This is a genomic window from Bacillus cereus group sp. BfR-BA-01310 (genome assembly GCF_022664325.1).
GTDB classification, from domain to species: Bacteria; Bacillota; Bacilli; order Bacillales; family Bacillaceae_G; genus Bacillus_A; species Bacillus_A paramycoides.
On the sequence record NZ_JAKUHD010000013.1, the window covers coordinates 34,905 to 52,477 of the forward strand.

Consider the following 17,573-nt stretch of genomic DNA (forward strand, 5'->3'; position numbering starts at 1 on the left):
TAGATGAATTTAGAAACAATTATTGGTTTAGAGGTTCACGTTGAGTTAAAAACAAATTCGAAAATTTTCTCTGCGAGTCCAACAGAATTCGGAGCGGAGCCAAATACACAAACAAGTGTAATTGACTTAGGATACCCAGGGGTACTTCCTACTTTAAACAAAGAAGCAGTTAACTTTGCAATGAAAGCTGCAATGGCATTAAACTGTGAAATCGCAACGGAAACGAAGTTCGACCGTAAAAACTATTTCTACCCAGATAATCCGAAAGCATACCAAATCTCTCAATTTGATAAGCCAATTGGAGAAAATGGTTGGATTGAAATCGAAGTAGACGGTAAAAAGAAACGTATCGGTATTACACGTCTTCATTTAGAAGAAGATGCAGGTAAATCAACGCATACAAGTGAAGGTTCATTAGTAGACTACAACCGTCAAGGTATGCCTTTAATCGAGATCGTATCAGAGCCAGATATGCGTACTCCAGAAGAAGCATACGCATACTTAGAGAAGTTAAAATCAATCATTCAATATACAGGTGTATCTGATTGTAAGATGGAAGAAGGTTCTCTTCGTTGTGATGCGAATATTTCACTTCGTCCAGTTGGACAAGAGAAGTTCGGTACAAAAGCAGAACTGAAAAACTTAAACTCTTTCACTTACGTGCAAAAAGGTCTTGAGCATGAGCAAGTGCGCCAAGAAAAAGAATTATTATCTGGTGGTATCATCCAACAAGAAACACGTCGTTATGATGAAGCAACGAAGAAAACAATCTTAATGCGTGTGAAAGAAGGATCTGACGATTACCGTTACTTCCCAGAGCCAGACTTAGTTGAACTTTACATCGACGATGAGTGGAAAGAAGAAGTTCGTGCTTCTATTCCAGAACTTCCAGATGCACGTAAAGCTCGCTATGTTGCAGAACTTGGCTTACCAGCTTATGATGCACACGTATTAACGTTAACGAAAGAGATGTCTGATTTCTTTGAAGCAACAGTTGCAGACGGTGCTGATGCGAAATTAACATCAAACTGGCTAATGGGTGAAGTGCTTGCATACTTAAACAAACAACAAAAAGAATTAAAAGACGTTGCATTAACACCTGCTGGTTTATCTAAAATGGTTCAATTAATTGAAAAAGGTACAATTTCTTCTAAAATCGCGAAGAAAGTATTTAATGAATTAATTGAAAAAGGTGGAGACCCAGAAGAAATCGTTAAAGCAAAAGGTCTTGTTCAAATTTCTGACGAAGGAACACTTCGTAAGGTTGTAACAGAAATTCTTGATAATAATGAGCAATCTATCGAAGACTTTAAAAACGGTAAAGACCGTGCAATTGGCTTCTTAGTTGGTCAAATTATGAAAGCTACAAAAGGACAAGCAAATCCACCGCTTGTTAACAAAATCTTACTTGAAGAAATTAATAAGCGCTAAAATAGTATAGATGTTTAAAGATTAAACAGAAAAAAACACCCGTATTTGGGTGTTTTTTCTGAGTTAATCAAACGTTTGTTTAAATGGTAAAAAATAATTTAAATAAACGTTTGATTAACTGTCAAAAGTGAAAAAATGTTTGTATAGCAACTATGGTATGATAGTTGCAAAAAGGTGGGAATAATGATAAATCTAGACATAGAGAGTTTTTTCATCTCATGAAATAATAGATAATTATTATTCGTTATATGTAAATTGATGTGAGAGAATGGATAGACATAAATTTCTTGGTCAAATAAAGCAAAACCATCATGAGTGAATAGTTACTTTTGATGGGCTACACGAATCGGGTTCTTACTGCCTGTTTGAGCGGGATAAAAGAAGGATAGGAAGATGAGAGGAGGTAGGCATAGGGATACTGAATAAGGGTTCGGTGTATTCTTTTTTAATGAATAAGGAATTTCCTGTGCTAATAAATGATGAAACGAGCAAGAATTATTTATAATCCTACTTCTGGACGTGAGCTATTTAAGAAGAGCTTACCGGAAGTATTGCAAAAATTAGAACAAGCTGGATATGAAGCATCTTGTCATGCGACAACTGGTCCTGGAGACGCAACTGTGGCGGCGAGGCAAGCTGCGGATCGCAAGTTTGATGTTGTTATTGCGGCCGGTGGTGACGGTACGTTAAATGAAGTAGTAAATGGTTTAGTGGGACATGAACATCGTCCGAAATTTGGAATTATTCCAGTTGGAACGACAAATGACTTTGCACGTGCAATTGGTGTTCCGCGTGCTATTGAAGAGGCAGCGGATATTATTTGTGAAGGGAAAACAGTTCCTTTAGATCTTGGGAGAGCGAATGATACATATTTCATTAATATTGCTGGTGGCGGACGTATTACAGAATTAACATATGAAGTACCAAGCAAGCTAAAGACAGTATTAGGTCAACTTGCTTATTATTTAAAAGGAATCGAAATGTTACCATCATTACATCCAACATATGTTGAAATCGAGTATGATGGAAAGTTACTACAAGAAGAAATTACGATGTTTTTAATTACAAATACTCGTTCAGTTGGTGGATTCGAAAAAGTAGCACCATATGCATCTATTAACGATGGATTATTTGATTTATTAGTACTAAAAAAAGGTTCTATCGCTGATTTAATTAAAGCAGCAACACAAGCACAACGCGGTGAACATATTAATAATCCGAAAGTGTTATATACACAAGCGAATCGAATTAAAGTCCATTCACCTGATAAATTAATGATTAACTTAGATGGTGAATATGGCGGAGACGCACCGATGGAATTTGAAAATATGTATCATTGTCTTGAATTATTCGTTCCAGAACATCAAGAGGATGCCCTGTAAAGGCATCCTTTTTCATTTTTATCCCGCTATTTGCGAGCTAATAGTGGGGGGGATAAAACTCCCGCCGATTAAAGTTTCACTTTATATAGATGAATTGTAAATTGGAAGTTAGTTTGATTTTTATGGTATTTTTACAATTCATTTATTTTATATCCATACTTTATTGATACACTGGAGGAGAGAAGAAATGAGAGGTAGGGTGCTATGGATAAGGTAAAAGCAATACTATTTGATAAAGATGGGACATTAATGGATTTTCATTCGATCTGGATAAAGGTAGCTGAAGAGCTTGTTTCTGAATGTATAAATATATATCAATTACCAGAATCAATGCAACCAATTTTATTAAAAGAGATTGGTGTAGAGGGAGCGTTTGTTAACCCACGTAGTGCGCTTGCTGCTGGAACGAGTCTTGATGTGGCAAAGGGGATTTGTAAGTATATTACATCATCTAAAGAAGAAGAGATGCATCAATGGGTAAGTGAAAAATTGTTTGCTCTTATGTACGAGCATCGTTCACATATGAGAATGACGGCAGATTTACCGAAAGTTTTACAAGCGTTAAGGGATAGAGGATTTATTCTAGGTGTTGTTACCGCTGATGACTTCGCGCCGACAGAATTATTTTTAAAGCAGTATCAATTGGAAGCTTTTTTTGATTGTGTTATAGCTTCAGATACGTTTCCAGCACAGAAGCCAGATAAAAGAATTATAGAATCGTTTTGCGAGAGGTTTAATCTAGAAACATGTGAAGTAGCGGTCGTTGGGGATACGCCGACGGATCTACATTTAGCGAAAAATGGTGGCGATTGCTACGCAATTGGAGTACTATCTGGCACGGGTGATCGTCAAACGTTAGAACCACTTGCAGATTTAATATTACAATCTGTTGAGGATTTAATTTCTCATTCAGGTGAGTTTATTTGGGAACAAGGAAAGTCTAACGTATAAAAAAATAAGTCTATAAGGACTCTTAATGAGTCTTTATAGACTTATTTTTTATGCCAAGATATTAAGCGAATGGGATGAACGCTAGATAGGGTGAGTTGGCACACATCTTGCAATAAAAAGAGAAAACATTGTATAGAAAAGGATGGGGTACACAATGAACACAAAAAAATTTGCTAAAGTAAATGAACAAATTCCAGGACCGAAAGCAGCATCTTTATTAGAACGCCGCCAAAATATAGTGCCAAAAGGAGTAAGTAATGGAATTCCAACATTTGTACAGTCTGCAAATGGCGCACTTGTAACAGATGTGGATGGAAATCAGTTTATTGATTTCGCGGGAGCAATTGGGACAATTAATGTAGGGCATTGTCATCCTGCTGTTAAAGAAGCGCTTCATAAACAAGTAGATCAATATATTCATACTGGCTTCAATGTAATGATGTATGAGCCGTATATTGAATTGGCAGAGAAGCTTGCAGCATTAGCATCAGGGAGTTTTGATAAACAAGTATTGTTTTTAAACAGTGGTGCCGAAGCGGTCGAAAATGCGGTAAAAATCGCTCGTAAATATACGAAACGACCTGGTATTATCGCATTTTCTAAAGGGTTTCACGGCCGTACATTAATGACAATGACGATGACAAGTAAAGTAAAACCATATAAATTTGGATTTGGCCCATTTGCTCCAGAAGTATATAAAGCGCCATTCCCATATGAATACCGCCGTCCAGAAGGATTAACAGAAGAGCAGTATGATGATTTTATCATTGAAGAGTTTAAGAATTTCTTTATATCAGAAGTAGCACCAGAATCAATCGCAGCTGTCGTAATGGAGCCAGTTCAAGGAGAAGGTGGATTTATCGTTCCAAGTAAGAAATTTGTTCAAGAAGTTCGCCGCATTTGTTCAGAACACGGCATCTTATTTGTAGCGGATGAAATTCAAACTGGTTTTAGTCGTACAGGAAAATATTTTGCCATTGATCATTATGATGTCGTTCCAGATTTAATTACGGTATCTAAATCATTAGGCGCCGGCGTACCGATTAGTGGTGTAATTGGGCGTAAAGAAATTATGAATGAGTCTGCGCCGGGAGAATTAGGAGGAACATATGCTGGAAGCCCATTAGGTTGTGCCGCGGCGTTAGCTGTTCTTGATGTAATAGAAAAGGAAAAATTAAATGATAGAGCTCTAGAACTCGGAAAAGTAGTAATGAATCGATTTGAAGAGATGAAAAATAAATATAATTGCATCGGTAATGTACGAGGTTTAGGAGCGATGTGTGCATTTGAGCTTGTTCAAGATCGCAAGACGAAGGCACCAGATAAAGCATTGACGTCTAATTTATGTGCAGAAGCAAATAAACGCGGGCTTCTTCTATTATCAGCAGGAACATATGGAAATGTTATCCGTGTGTTAATGCCATTAGTTATTACAGATGAGCAACTTGAAGAAGGTTTAACAATAATTGAAGAATCATTGCAAGCTTGTTATGAGCAAGCAAATATCGCTCGTGTATAAAGACTAGAGATAACTTGAAAAAGGGTATAAAGCTTTTCTTTTTAGGCAGAAGGGGGCGTCTGACCATGTATAGAATCGATCAGCCCCTTTTCCTGCCCCATACCAAGCTAAAACAAAGTGAAGGTATGTTTGCAATCGCGTTCTGTATTTTTCAAGGCAGCGAATTATGTGCTGAAAAATATAAATAGATTTGTATAAATAACAAATTGAAAACATTCTAGCTTACTCTATATAAAATGCAGAAAATTCACTTTATAATAAAGGTAGTAAAGTGAATCGATGGATATGAGGCAGGGAGTGGCTAGGATGGTTGCAGAAAAGGAACGAGTGTTGATGGATTTACAAGATGTATTTGAATATGCATTTGATGAAATTTTTGTTACGGATGACAAGGGAATCGTTGTACGTGTAAATAGCATGTGTGAAAGACATTACCAGCTCTCTGCTAAGGAATTAGTAGGAAAGCATGTACAAGAACTACAAAAAGAAGGGATTTTTTATCCATCTGCAACGTTAGAAGTAATTGAAAAGGAAAGGCCTGTAGAACTCGTTCAAACAACGAAATTAGGAGAATATTTACATGTTCGTACAAGGCCAGTATTTGATGAACAAGGTAATTTAAGACGAGTTATTAGTTATTCCCGAGATCTTACCGAACTCTACCAATTACGCAAAAAGGTAGAGGAAATGGATAATCAGTTAAAGACATATAAAAAAGAATTAAGAGAAACGTATGAACATGAAGGGCTTATTTTTAAAAGTATCGCTATGCAAAAAATAGTCGAAACGATCAAAAAGGTTTCCGTGGTAGATAGTACGGTTCTCATACTAGGTGAGACTGGAGTAGGGAAAAGCCGGTTAGTACGCCATTTGCATGAGGTGAGTCACCGAAAAAATGAAAGCTTTTATGAAATTAATTGTGCGGCATTGCCGACGAATTTAATTGAATCTGAGCTTTTTGGATATTCAGGTGGATCTTTTACAGGTGCAAATCGTGAAGGGAAAAAGGGGCTTTTAGAATCAGCACATAAAGGAACTCTTTTCTTAGATGAAATTGGTGAAATGCCGCTTGAAATTCAGTCAAAACTTCTACAAGTATTACAGGAGAAAACATTTCGGCCGGTAGGAGGAAGAGATTTAAAAAAAGTAGATGTTCGTATAGTCGCGGCCACGAATAGGGACTTAAGCGAAATGGTAAAGGAGGGGACATTTAGGAAGGACTTGTATTACCGCCTAAATGTAATACCAATTTCAATTCCTCCACTTCGTGAGCGGACAGAAGATATATTGCCGCTAGTCTATCATTATTTACATCATTTTAATAAAAAGTACGGACGTGACGTGAAGCTAGCTCCTAGTACGTTACAAATGTTTGTCGGATATCCATGGGAAGGAAACAATAGGGAAATAGAGAATGTAATTGAAAGAATTGTTATCACTGCAGATGATTTTGTAACGGTAGAAGATTTGCCACTATCTATGCAAGAGGCGACAGTTGAACAATCTGGGCAAAGTCTTTATAGAATGCTGGAAGAGGTAGAGAGAAATATTATTCTTAAAGCGTATAAAACGTATGGATCAAGTTATAAAGTGGCTGAGTTTTTGCAAATAAGTCAATCTGCTGCCACTAGGAAGATTAAGAAGTTCATAGAGGAGGAAGAAAACATTGGATAAAAAAGCGATGTTCGTAAACTTAGATAAAAAGGCAATGTATATAAATGGCGAGTGGATTACGTTACAAGAACAAATTGAAATTAACAATCCAGCAACACAAGAAGTATTTGCAACTGTACCTAAAGGCGGAGTAACAGAGGCAAAGCAAGCTGTTGACGCTGCACAGGAAGCCTTTAAATCATGGTCAAAATTAACAGCAGCAGATCGTGCAGCAAAGTTAAAAAAGTGGTTTACACTTATTGATGAAAATAAAGAAGAGATTGCGGCGATTATGACGAGAGAACAAGGGAAACCATTTGCGGAAGCGCTCGGTGAAGTGAATTATGCAAATAGTTTTGTTGAGTGGTATGCAGAAGAAGGAAAGCGAATATACGGTGAAATGATTCCAGCTTCTCATCCGGATAAACGCATTCTAGTAATGAAACAACCAGTTGGAGTAATGGCGGCTATTACACCGTGGAACTTCCCAGCTGCTATGATCACGAGAAAGGTAGCTCCAGCGCTTGCAGCGGGCTGTACAGCGGTTGTGAAACCAGCGAGTCAAACACCATTAACTGCATTGAAGTTAGCTGAATTAGCACATGAAGCAGATATTCCAAAAGGTGTAATAAATATTGTAACAGGTAGTGCAAAAGCAATTGCAGATACGTGGATGGAAGATGATCGCGTTCGAAAAGTTTCCTTTACAGGATCAACTGAAATTGGGAAAGAATTAATGGCTAGTGCTGCGCAAACAATGAAAAAGGTTTCGCTTGAGTTAGGTGGTCACGCGCCGTTTATTGTTATGAATGATGCTGATTTAGATAAGGCTGTAGAAGCGGTAATTGGTTCGAAATTCCGTAACGCAGGACAGACGTGTATATGTACGAACCGAGTATTTGTCCAAGAAGGAGTGTACGAAGAATTTGCAGGAAAGTTCCAAAAAGCTGTAGGTCAGCTTAAAGTTGGAGACGGATTCGGCGAAGGAACAACTGTAGGACCACTTATTGATGCAAATGCAATTTCAAAAGTGCAAGAACATATTGAAGATGCAATTCAAAAAGGTGGCGAAGTTTTATATGGTGGCCACAAAATTGCAGAATTAGATGGATATTTCATTCAACCAACTGTAATTGGATTGGCGAATGATACAATGCTTTGCATGAATGAAGAAACATTCGGACCAGTTGCACCGGTTGCGAAATTTAAAACAGTTGAAGAAGTAATCGAGCGAGCGAATAATACACCATACGGTTTAGCTGCGTATATTTTCACAAAAGACATTAGCCAAGCATTCCAAATTAGCGAGGCGTTAGAGTATGGTATTATCGGTTTAAATGATGGCCTTCCATCAGTTGCACAAGCGCCATTTGGTGGCTTTAAAGAAAGTGGTATCGGCCGTGAAGGAGGCCATTTCGGTATCGAAGAATATTTAGAAATTAAATATATTTCATTAGGACTATAAGTAGTATACTAGAATCTCGATAAGGTAACAGAGAAGGAGATTCTAGTATGGTATATTGGCTATTATTACTTGTAACAATTATTTTTGAAGTAGCTGGAACAATTGCGATGAAATTATCGAACGGCTTAACAAAGCTCGTTCCAAGTGTACTTATTTTCGTATTCTATGGTATTTGTTTCAGCGTGTTTGCCATCGTTGTTAAAAAGATTCATTTAAGTATTGCTTATGCAATTTGGTCTGGTGTAGGAACGCTCCTTATTACAATTATTAGTGTGTACTTCTTTAAAGAGCATATTAGCTTATTCCAAGCGTTTTGTATTCTCTTTATTGTTTTAGGAGTAATTGGACTTAAAGTGTCATCGGCATCATGAAAGGCTATCTTTTGTAAAAGATGGCCTTTTTCTTTTGTTTAATATTTTATATGACAAAATATGACAAGGGGAAGCCGAGGGTTTTGTTATGATACATATGAAATGTTGTCTTATGTGGAGGAAAGAGTATGTTAAAAAAGGTGAGTCAAATTGTTTTAATTTGTGGTATAGCTTTTAGTTTAAGTGCTTGTGCGGACACTAAAAATAGTAATGAAAGTAAACAAGAGAACGTTCAAGAAAAAATTTATAAAATAGGTGAGACAGTAGATGTAGATGGTTTGCAAGTAACTCTCGATTCAGTTCAATTAGGATATCCAGATTACACTATAGATAAAAAGAAAGATGATATTTTAGGGATTGTTTTCACAGTGAAAAATAATAGTAAAAAGGAAATACCTTTTGCATTTTACGAATTTGAGATTACAGATAAGAAAGGTACAAAATTTAAAGAATATAAATATGATAGCTTCATTAGTAAAAAGGTAGCACCAGATGAAAAAATCCAAGACATCATGCTATTTGATGTAAATAAAGAAACTACGTATATTGCTACGTATAGGCCTGAGTTTACACATGAGAATAGAACGATAAAATTTGAATTGAAGCCGAACAACTAAAAAACACATTGGATCATCCAATGTGTTTTTTAGTTTGGTTAATTTAAAATGCCCAGTTACCTTTACGGAAGATAGGCTCATGTCTTCCATCAGCTGTAATACCGTCAATATCAAGCTCAGCTGAGCCAATCATGAAGTCTTCGTGTGTAATACTAGCGTTTGCACCATTTTCAGCAAGTTCTTCTTTAGACATTGTTTTTCCGCCAACTAAGTTAAATGCATAAGCATTTCCGATTGCAAGGTGGCAAGATGCGTTTTCGTCAAATAGCGTATTGTAGAATAAAATATTTGTGTTTGAAATTGGTGAATCATGAGGTACTAAAGCTACCTCGCCTAAGAAGTGAGAACCTTCATCTGTTTCTACTAAATGTTTTAAAGCTTCCTGGCCAGCTTCAGCTTTATAGTCTACGATACGTCCATTTTCAAATGTTAACGTAAAGTTATCGATAATATTACCTGCAAACGCTAATGGTTTTGTGCTAGACACTTGACCGTTTACACCTGTTTTAAGTGGCATTGTAAATACTTCTTCAGTTGGAATGTTAGCCATAAATGGTACGTTCTTTTCATTTAAGCTACCAGCACCAGCCCATACATGTTTCTCTGGAAGTTCGATCGTTAAATCTGTTCCAGGACCTGTATAGTGAAGAGCTTTATAATGTTTTTCGTTTAAGTAATCTACTTTTGTATGTAGCGTTTCGTCATGCTCTTTCCATGCTTCCACAGGATTCTCTAAATCAGCACGAGTAGCTTTAAAGATAGCATCCCATAGTTTTGCCTCTTGTTCCTCTGGTGCTACATCAGGGAATACTTTCGCAGCCCATTCTTTCGTAGGAACAGAAATTACACACCAGCTTACTTTATCCGCTTGTACGTAATCACGGTATACTTTCATTGCTTCTCCAGCTACTTTATGAGCAGTTGCGATGCGCGTTGGTTCTACGCCTTTTAATAAATCAGGGTTTTCTGCATAAATAGACATAAATGCAGCACCTTCTTTTGCTAATTCTTCACGAGCATGTGCTTTCCAAGAAGGGAATTCAGAGAAAGCTTCTTCAGGAGCTAGATCGAACTTTAAGCGTGTTAACGTCTCATCATTCCAATCAACATATACGTGTTTTGCACCAGATTTATATGCTTTTTCTGTAACGAGGCGCACAAATTGTACAGCTTCTAGAGGTGCGCTAATTGATAAAGTTTGTCCTGGCTGAATATTAACACCAACATTGACTGCAAGGGCAGCATATTTCTCTAACGTTTGTTCAAATGACATATGTATAATCTCCTTTAGTTTGAAAGATTTCTTACTATATATAATACAAGAAAATTCAAAAAATATATATAAATATAACGTAAAAAGAGAGCTCAAAATGTATTGAGCTCCACGTTTACTTAATTGAAGAAGCGAATTGTTCAACTGTAGTTGTATGGTGTATACGAACGCGCTTCATTTTTAACAACTCATCCGGTTCACCTTTTGTAATGAATTGTCCAGGCTTCGTTGTCGTTGCAAATTGATAGTATTTTTTTGTTTCTGCGACAACTTTATCATCTACATGACCGAATGGATAAGCGAGTGCGATAACAGGTTTACCTGTTATTTTCTCTAGCTTTTCTTTTGAGCCTTTTAACTCTTCTTCATAGTTTGTAATTTTCGGTAAGTCTGCATGTGTTGCTGTGTGAGATTGTACAGAGAAAATGCCGGAATCAACCATTTCTTTTATTTCAGATGTAGAAAGAGCGCCTTCTACATCAACGTTATCAACAATCATATATTCTGTTGCTGCTGGTTTAAATGTATCGTCTTTTAGCTTTTGTAAAATGCGAAATGCATTCATATTATTTTTCATACCGTCATCAAATGTAACGAAAATCGGCTTGTTTACTTTATTTATATCGCCCCAGCGTTCAAATGTTAACAATGTATAACCGTTTTCTTTTAAATACTTCATTTGTGCTTCAAAGTTAGCTGGCGATACGAATAAGTCTTTAATGCCTTGCCCGTGGTAATCATCAATTGCATGATACATAAGAACAGGAACCTTTTGCTCGAGAGTTATAGTAGATTTTGTAAGTGGAATAGTTTTCCCATCTTCTTTTATCCCTATTGCTTCAATTTGATATTCACCGCGTTTTCCTTCAAATTCTTTTATATCAAAGGGAAGTGTAAATTGCTGATCCTTTTCTTTAGAAGAAAAAGATTTAGTATTTTCTTTTCCATCAGCAGTACGCCAAATTTTATATTGTACTTCGGTTAAAGCATCTTTTATATCTGTAATATGAATATTTGTGTTTGTAGATTCGTGCGTAATTGGATTATAAGAAATTTTACCTTGTGATTGTACAGTCTCTTCCTGTTTTTTTACTTCTTGTACTTTTTTCTCTTTTGCAGGTTCTTGGCTAGCATTATTCGTGTTACAGCCTGTTAGAATGGCAGACGTACATAAAGCAATTGCTGCGTATTTTCTCATAAAATCACCTTCTATTGTGTATTATGTTGCATGCTTACATTAAAATCCCCACCGCTATAAGAGTGGTGGGGATATACCCTTGTTCATCATATCATTTGAAGAAAATGAGGGGAATATGATTTTTAGGAGGAGCTATTAGAGCGATAGATTAGTGACTTTGAATAGATGTATTCTTTCGCTTCTTATTAGAATTGATAATAATATAACCGACTACAAAAATAAGAGGAATAATGAAGACATAGATAGGCATTCCCCATACATAATAACTTTTCATGCTCAAGACTAGTAAATGTAAAAAATCGAAAAGGGCGTGAATTTTCATAAAGTCCTCCAATATGTTTTTACAAATTATAACATTTGATGTTTGCAATTTGTATATTTTGGTAAATGTTTTAAGCTAATTTTAAAGTAAGAGAAAGGTTTATTAATATGCAATATTGCATATGGTGGTAGTTTTTATTAAAATATCTGGATTTTAGACTATAATAAAAGCCGCTATAAATTTAAGTAAGAATGATGCACGGAGTGGGGAACAGAAATGAAGTATAGAAAATTAGTATATATTCTTTTTATAATGCTATTCATAGTAGGGTGCCAAAGTGAAGTGAGTAAAGCGAATAGTGTGGAGGAGTATATTCCGTCGCATCTTATGAATGCTGAAGTTACGGCGGATATTATGACATTAGAGTTGCCTCATGAGGTAAAAGAAAAATTAGAGAGGATTACTAATAAAACACGTAATAGTCTTGCGAATAATTTAGATTGGTATTTTAAATATGTAGAAGAAATGATGCCAAACGGAAATTTACCTTATCATGAAAACTTTGGGATTACAAAAGAAGAATATGATTTTATGATAGATGAGATGAATAAGGCGAAGTATGTAAACACAAGTGATGGGAAGATCTTTTTTAAGAAAAAAGGTCATGAAATTCAGATTCGTTCTGATGAAAAATTGAAATTAGTTAAAGACATAAGTATTGATACGGAGAAGAATGTAATTAAGACGGCTTTTGGGGAATGTGAATATGACGGTGAGATACAGGCATCAGATGGACAAAAGTTAATTAACCCTTGGAATGGAAAGCAATGGGTCTTAAAAAAGGATGGTCTAATTTATCGATTTTCATTGGGTAGATTAGTTAATACGAATAAATCTATTATATACATAACGATAAAAGGTATATATAAAGAGAAAATTATAAACACAGAAGAAATAGTAGAATTCCACTCAGTTTCTTAAAGAAATTGAAAAAATCACCTTGCTGTTTAAGCGAAGGTGATTTTTTATTAAATAAACAATCCAGCGATTGTCGCAGATAAAATAGAAGCAAGTGTTGATGCAAATAGCATTTTCCAACCAAACTGAGATACGACGCTTCCTTGTTTTTCAGAAAGGGCACGGATTGTACCAACGATTGCACCAATTTGGCTAATACTTGCGAAGCTAATTAAGAATACGGTAACGATTCCAACTGTACGTGGAGATAATGTTGCAGCAGCACCTTTTAAATCAAGGATTGCTACGAATTCATTTAAGACAATCTTCGTACCCATAATACCACCAGCTGGGATAATATCGTGAGTTGGGATACCCATTAAGAATGCGAATGGAGCAAGTATATAACCGAAGATTTGTTGTAACGTAACAGCATGTCCCATTGCACCTGAAGCTGCGCTGATTACGTAGTTTACAACTTCCATAACACCGATAAAGGCGATCATTAATGCGGCAACGATACCAGCTACTTTTAAACCGTCGAGCGCACCGTTAATCATTGCACCGATAAAGCTGTCTCCGAATAGAGTTCTATCAAATTTTTGAATTACTTCATCTTCTTTTTTCGTATCAACTGGTGTTAATAACGAACAAACGATTAAGCTTGAGAACAAGTTTAGCGGAAGAGCTGCTAGTACATATTTCGCATCTAACATCATTACGTATGATGCTGTAACAGAAGCAGAAACCGAGCTCATTGCAGAACAACAAATGATAAACATACGGTTTTTATTAAAATGCTGTAAATCGTTTTTAATAACGATTAACGCTTCACTTGAACCGAAGAATACAGAGTTTACTGCGTGGAATGATTCAACGCGTGGTAAACCAGTAATTTTTGAAATTGCACCGCCGACAACGCGAACGATGAATGGTAAAACACCTAAATAACTAAAGATAGAAAGTAGTGCTGAGAAAAATACGATAATTAATAATACGTTTAAGAAAAAGACAAAATCCCTTTGAATTCCATTAAAGAGAAAATCGACACCTGTCGTACCAAGTTTTATTAGTTTGTTGAAAACTTTACCAATGAAAATAATGATTTGTTGACCAATCTTTGTGCCAAACATAAACCAACCGATTAAAATTTGAAAACCAATCATAATAGCAATTGCACGGAAGTTGATTTTACTTTTGTTGTTTGACAAAGCAAAACATAAACCTAAAACGACAAGAATGCCGATAATGCTCATTACATATTGCATGTAGTTGCTCCTTTCAGAAGTTCGTATAAAGTTTGTACATAAAACGCTCGTTATATTACTAAAAATAAAATGAAGAGGTTTTATGTCATACGTAAGATGTCTGACCTTTTTGAAAAATAAAAATAAAAAAAGACCCATATGGATTCACTTTCATCTATGAGAGAAAGCTAATCAATATGAGTCTTTTTATACATAGGCTAATATTCATTAGTTTTCCCCATAGTCCAGCAATTTAAGGTTGCCGGGTAGAAACTCTCGATCCATATTATCAAGTATATATGAGGTAACATCGTCCGTATTAAATTAGTAGTAGCGTAACATTACTAGAGAACTATCGTCAATAGCTTTTTTTCTTCCAATAGAAATAGACCATATAAGTATGATAAAATGTAACGCAGTGTTATGAAAAAGAGAGGTCGGAAAATGAGTACAAAAATGACGCCACCAGTTGAAAAAAACGAGTTTATAGATGTAGTGTTTGAAGATTTAACACATGATGGTGCCGGTGTTGCGAAAGTGAAAGGATATCCTATTTTCGTTAAAAACGGATTACCAGGTGAAGAGGCACAAATTAAAATTATTAAAGTGAAGAAAAACTTTGCATTCGGTCGTTTAATGAAGCTTCATACGGAGAGCCCATATCGTAAAGATGCAGAATGCCCAGTATACAGCCAGTGCGGCGGTTGTCAGCTTCAGCACTTAACATATGAAGGACAGTTAAAAGCGAAAGAAAAACAAGTACGTGACGTTATGCAGCGCATCGGTGGATTAAGCGATGTTCCTGTTCATCCTGTACTTGGCATGAAGAATCCGTGGGTATACCGCAATAAAGCACAAGTACCGATTGGAGAACGTGAAGGTGGACTTGTAGCTGGTTTCTATCGTCAAGGAACGCATGACATCATTAATATGGAATCATGCTTAATTCAGGCAGAAGAAAACGATACACTTATTCAAGAAGTAAAACGTATTTGTGAAAAGCACGGTATCTCGGCGTACAACGAAGAGCGTAACAAAGGAACGCTTCGCCACGTAATGGCTCGTTACGGACAAGTAACAGGGGAAATTATGCTTGTCTTCATTACACGTACAGCGGAATTACCAAATAAAAAAGCAATCATTGAAGAAATTGCAGCGAAATTCCCAGAAGTAAAGTCAATCGTTCAAAACGTCAACACGAAACGTACAAACGTTATCTTCGGAGATACAACAACAGTATTGTATGGATCAGAATATATTTATGACTTTATCGGTGACATTAAATTTGCGATTTCAGCACGTTCATTCTATCAAGTAAACCCAGAACAAACGAAAGTACTATACGATAAAACGTTAGAATACGCAAAATTAAATGGTAACGAAACAGTAATCGATGCATATTGCGGAATCGGATCAATCTCCTTATTCCTAGCGCAAAAAGCGAAAAAAGTATACGGTGTTGAAATTGTTCCAGAAGCAATTGAAGATGCAAACAGAAATGCAGCACTAAACAACATGACAAACGCTGAATTCGGTGTAGGAGAAGCAGAAGTAGTCATTCCAAAATGGTACAAAGAAGGCGTAATCGCCGACACAATGGTCGTTGATCCACCGCGTAAAGGCTGTGACGAAGCATTACTAAACACAATCATCGACATGAAGCCAAAACGCGTCGTATACGTATCATGTAACCCAGCAACATTAGCACGTGACTTAAAAGTATTAGAAGAAGGCGGATATAAAACGCAGGAAGTACAACCCGTTGATATGTTCCCGCATACTACTCATGTAGAGTGTGTGGCTTGGCTTAAGTTGGTATAATAGAAAAGCAGTTGATATAGAAAAAATCTATACCATCTGCTTTTTGGTTTATCCCGCTATTTGCGGGCAGTAAGACCCCTATCTCAAAATTCAGCGAAAGCAAAGAAGTTAGGTGGGGATCAACTGCCCGTAAAAGCCCGATTGGTTCAACTAATAATCAGTGGGGGATGAAGAAAACCCCCACTGATTAAAGTTTCACTTTATAAAAATACCATTCAGCAACGATTTTAGTTAAAATAAATATTGCTGATTTTCACAAATTATAAATGTCCAAATGTACCGGTGTTATTTGGATTTATATTTTAAAATTGAGAGTTTGAAGTTGTATTCATAGTGAGAGGATTTGAGTTTGAAATGATAGATAATTTTTGGCGTGATTTACCACGACCATTTTTTGTACTTGCACCAATGGAAGATGTGACAGATGTTGTTTTTCGTCACGTAGTAAGTGAAGCCGGTCGACCGGATGTATTTTTCACAGAGTTTACAAACTCGGACAGCTATTGTCATCCAGAGGGTATGAAAAGTGTGCGTGGCCGTTTAATTTTTACAGAAGATGAACAGCCGATGGTGGCACATATTTGGGGAGACAATCCCGAATATTTCCGTCAAATGAGTATTGGTATGGCGGAGCTAGGATTTAAAGGCATCGATATTAATATGGGCTGCCCAGTACCGAATGTGGCATCGAGAGGAAAAGGTAGTGGCCTTATTCTACGTCCAGATGTTGCGGCAGAACTTATTCAAGCAGCAAAAGCGGGTGGACTGCCTGTCAGCGTAAAAACAAGACTTGGCTTTAAAGAGTTAAATGAGTGGGAGGATTGGTTAACGCATATTTTCAAACAAGATATTGCAAACCTTTCTATTCATTTACGTACAAGAGAAGAAATGAGCCAAGTAGATGCGCATTGGGAGCTAATTCCGGAGATCAAAAAATTACGTGACCGTATCGCACCAAATACGCTACTAACAATCAATGGAGACATCCCTGACCGTCAAACTGGGATGGAACTTGCTGAAAAATATGGTATTGATGGCGTTATGATCGGACGAGGTATCTTTAAAAATCCGTTTGCTTTTGAAAAAGGGCCAAGAGAGCATAGTAGTAAAGAACACCTTGATCTTTTAAGACTACAGCTTGATCTTCAAGATCAATATGCAGAAGTACTACCACGTTCAATCACAGGGCTTCATCGCTTTTTCAAAATTTATGTAAAAGGATTCCCTGGAGCTGCTGAATTAAGAAATCAATTGATGAGCACGAAATCAACAGATGAAGTGCGTGCATTGCTTGATAAATTTGAAGCGAGTGTTGATGTGGTTGGGGATAGTGAGACGGTGTAATAAAGGGACCAACCCCTTGTTTTGATAAATACACTCTGCAGGTGTGGCTTGGCTTGAGATAAATAGCTAAAGAATATAATCA

General features: G+C 36.5%; 14 protein-coding genes and 1 riboswitch. Of the genes, 11 read left to right on the top strand and 3 right to left on the bottom strand.

The features are described from left to right. Window positions 1–3 precede the first annotated feature (3 nt). The 8 genes from gatB to MR109_RS21195 all read left to right on the top strand — a co-directional run bounded on the left by gatB (window position 4) and on the right by MR109_RS21195 (window position 9,389). A complete protein-coding gene (gatB, locus tag MR109_RS21160; protein ID WP_025150187.1) occupies window positions 4–1,431 on the top strand; it encodes an Asp-tRNA(Asn)/Glu-tRNA(Gln) amidotransferase subunit GatB in 1,428 nt (475 codons plus the stop codon). Between the two features lie 476 nt (window positions 1,432–1,907). Next, window positions 1,908–2,813, top strand: a complete 906-nt coding sequence (locus MR109_RS21165) for a diacylglycerol kinase (protein WP_002174630.1) — start codon at window positions 1,908–1,910, stop codon at window positions 2,811–2,813. Window positions 2,814–3,017: 204 nt separating this feature from the next. Continuing rightward, a complete protein-coding gene (locus MR109_RS21170; RefSeq protein ID WP_242273773.1) occupies window positions 3,018–3,764 on the top strand; it encodes an HAD family hydrolase in 747 nt (248 codons plus the stop codon). A gap of 154 nt (window positions 3,765–3,918) precedes the next feature. After that, a complete protein-coding gene (gene gabT / locus MR109_RS21175; protein WP_242273774.1) occupies window positions 3,919–5,283 on the top strand; it encodes a 4-aminobutyrate--2-oxoglutarate transaminase in 1,365 nt (454 codons plus the stop codon). 306 nt (window positions 5,284–5,589) lie between these two features. Next, the gene (locus tag MR109_RS21180) at window positions 5,590–6,957 is read left to right on the top strand and encodes a sigma-54 interaction domain-containing protein (protein WP_242273775.1); all 1,368 of its coding nucleotides are present in this window, start codon (window positions 5,590–5,592) and stop codon (window positions 6,955–6,957) included. Next, window positions 6,950–8,401 carry an NADP-dependent succinate-semialdehyde dehydrogenase gene (gene gabD / locus MR109_RS21185; protein WP_071718276.1) on the top strand — a complete coding sequence of 484 codons (1,452 nt, stop codon included), beginning with the start codon at window positions 6,950–6,952 and terminating at the stop codon, window positions 8,399–8,401. Before MR109_RS21180 ends, gabD begins: the two co-directional genes overlap by 8 nt. Window positions 8,402–8,448: 47 nt before the next feature. Beyond that, window positions 8,449–8,772, top strand: a complete 324-nt coding sequence (locus tag MR109_RS21190) for a DMT family transporter (protein ID WP_000263262.1) — start codon at window positions 8,449–8,451, stop codon at window positions 8,770–8,772. 128 nt (window positions 8,773–8,900) lie between these two features. Continuing rightward, window positions 8,901–9,389, top strand: coding sequence for a DUF4352 domain-containing protein (locus MR109_RS21195; RefSeq protein WP_025151284.1), 489 nt, complete (start codon window positions 8,901–8,903; stop codon window positions 9,387–9,389). A gap of 43 nt (window positions 9,390–9,432) precedes the next feature. Here MR109_RS21195 and MR109_RS21200 read toward each other — a convergent pair whose 3' ends face one another. After that, window positions 9,433–10,662 carry an aminopeptidase gene (locus MR109_RS21200; protein ID WP_098475665.1) on the bottom strand — a complete coding sequence of 410 codons (1,230 nt, stop codon included), beginning with the start codon at window positions 10,660–10,662 and terminating at the stop codon, window positions 9,433–9,435. Between the two features lie 115 nt (window positions 10,663–10,777). Continuing rightward, a complete protein-coding gene (locus MR109_RS21205) occupies window positions 10,778–11,860 on the bottom strand; it encodes a polysaccharide deacetylase family protein (RefSeq protein ID WP_242273776.1) in 1,083 nt (360 codons plus the stop codon). A gap of 538 nt (window positions 11,861–12,398) precedes the next feature. Between MR109_RS21205 and MR109_RS21210 the strand changes: the two genes are divergently transcribed. Further along, the gene (locus MR109_RS21210) at window positions 12,399–13,103 is read left to right on the top strand and encodes a hypothetical protein (protein WP_098475667.1); all 705 of its coding nucleotides are present in this window, start codon (window positions 12,399–12,401) and stop codon (window positions 13,101–13,103) included. Between the two features lie 47 nt (window positions 13,104–13,150). On the opposite strand, the gene MR109_RS21215 is transcribed toward MR109_RS21210, so the two are convergent. After that, window positions 13,151–14,347: a NupC/NupG family nucleoside CNT transporter gene (locus MR109_RS21215; RefSeq protein WP_025151280.1), complete on the bottom strand. Its 1,197-nt coding sequence runs from the start codon at window positions 14,345–14,347 to the stop codon at window positions 13,151–13,153. 200 nt (window positions 14,348–14,547) lie between these two features. Next, a riboswitch (purine riboswitch) is annotated at window positions 14,548–14,649 on the bottom strand. A 121-nt stretch (window positions 14,650–14,770) separates the two neighbouring features. Between MR109_RS21215 and rlmD the strand changes: the two genes are divergently transcribed. Both rlmD and MR109_RS21225 read left to right on the top strand, forming a co-directional pair. Beyond that, the gene (gene rlmD, locus MR109_RS21220) at window positions 14,771–16,147 is read left to right on the top strand and encodes a 23S rRNA (uracil(1939)-C(5))-methyltransferase RlmD (RefSeq protein WP_178941168.1); all 1,377 of its coding nucleotides are present in this window, start codon (window positions 14,771–14,773) and stop codon (window positions 16,145–16,147) included. Between the two features lie 354 nt (window positions 16,148–16,501). Next, on the top strand, window positions 16,502–17,491 hold the full coding sequence (locus MR109_RS21225; RefSeq protein ID WP_242273777.1) for a tRNA dihydrouridine synthase: 990 nt from the start codon (window positions 16,502–16,504) through the stop codon (window positions 17,489–17,491). Window positions 17,492–17,573 lie beyond the last annotated feature (82 nt).

What these genes read in the sequence shown, in the direction of transcription:
- MR109_RS21165 (WP_002174630.1), top strand. Translation starts at nt 1,908, where the DNA reads ATGATGAAACGAGCAAGAATTATTTATAATCCTACTTCTGGACGTGAG.
- MR109_RS21195 (WP_025151284.1), top strand. Translation starts at nt 8,901, where the DNA reads ATGTTAAAAAAGGTGAGTCAAATTGTTTTAATTTGTGGTATAGCTTTT.
- MR109_RS21225 (WP_242273777.1), top strand. Translation starts at nt 16,502, where the DNA reads ATGATAGATAATTTTTGGCGTGATTTACCACGACCATTTTTTGTACTT.
- MR109_RS21180 (WP_242273775.1), top strand. Translation starts at nt 5,590, where the DNA reads ATGGTTGCAGAAAAGGAACGAGTGTTGATGGATTTACAAGATGTATTT.
- rlmD (WP_178941168.1), top strand. Translation starts at nt 14,771, where the DNA reads ATGAGTACAAAAATGACGCCACCAGTTGAAAAAAACGAGTTTATAGAT.
- MR109_RS21170 (WP_242273773.1), top strand. Translation starts at nt 3,018, where the DNA reads ATGGATAAGGTAAAAGCAATACTATTTGATAAAGATGGGACATTAATG.
- MR109_RS21190 (WP_000263262.1), top strand. Translation starts at nt 8,449, where the DNA reads ATGGTATATTGGCTATTATTACTTGTAACAATTATTTTTGAAGTAGCT.
- gabT (WP_242273774.1), top strand. Translation starts at nt 3,919, where the DNA reads ATGAACACAAAAAAATTTGCTAAAGTAAATGAACAAATTCCAGGACCG.
- MR109_RS21205 (WP_242273776.1), bottom strand. Translation starts at nt 11,860, where the DNA reads ATGAGAAAATACGCAGCAATTGCTTTATGTACGTCTGCCATTCTAACA.
- MR109_RS21215 (WP_025151280.1), bottom strand. Translation starts at nt 14,347, where the DNA reads ATGCAATATGTAATGAGCATTATCGGCATTCTTGTCGTTTTAGGTTTA.
- gatB (WP_025150187.1), top strand. Translation starts at nt 4, where the DNA reads ATGAATTTAGAAACAATTATTGGTTTAGAGGTTCACGTTGAGTTAAAA.
- MR109_RS21200 (WP_098475665.1), bottom strand. Translation starts at nt 10,662, where the DNA reads ATGTCATTTGAACAAACGTTAGAGAAATATGCTGCCCTTGCAGTCAAT.
- MR109_RS21210 (WP_098475667.1), top strand. Translation starts at nt 12,399, where the DNA reads ATGAAGTATAGAAAATTAGTATATATTCTTTTTATAATGCTATTCATA.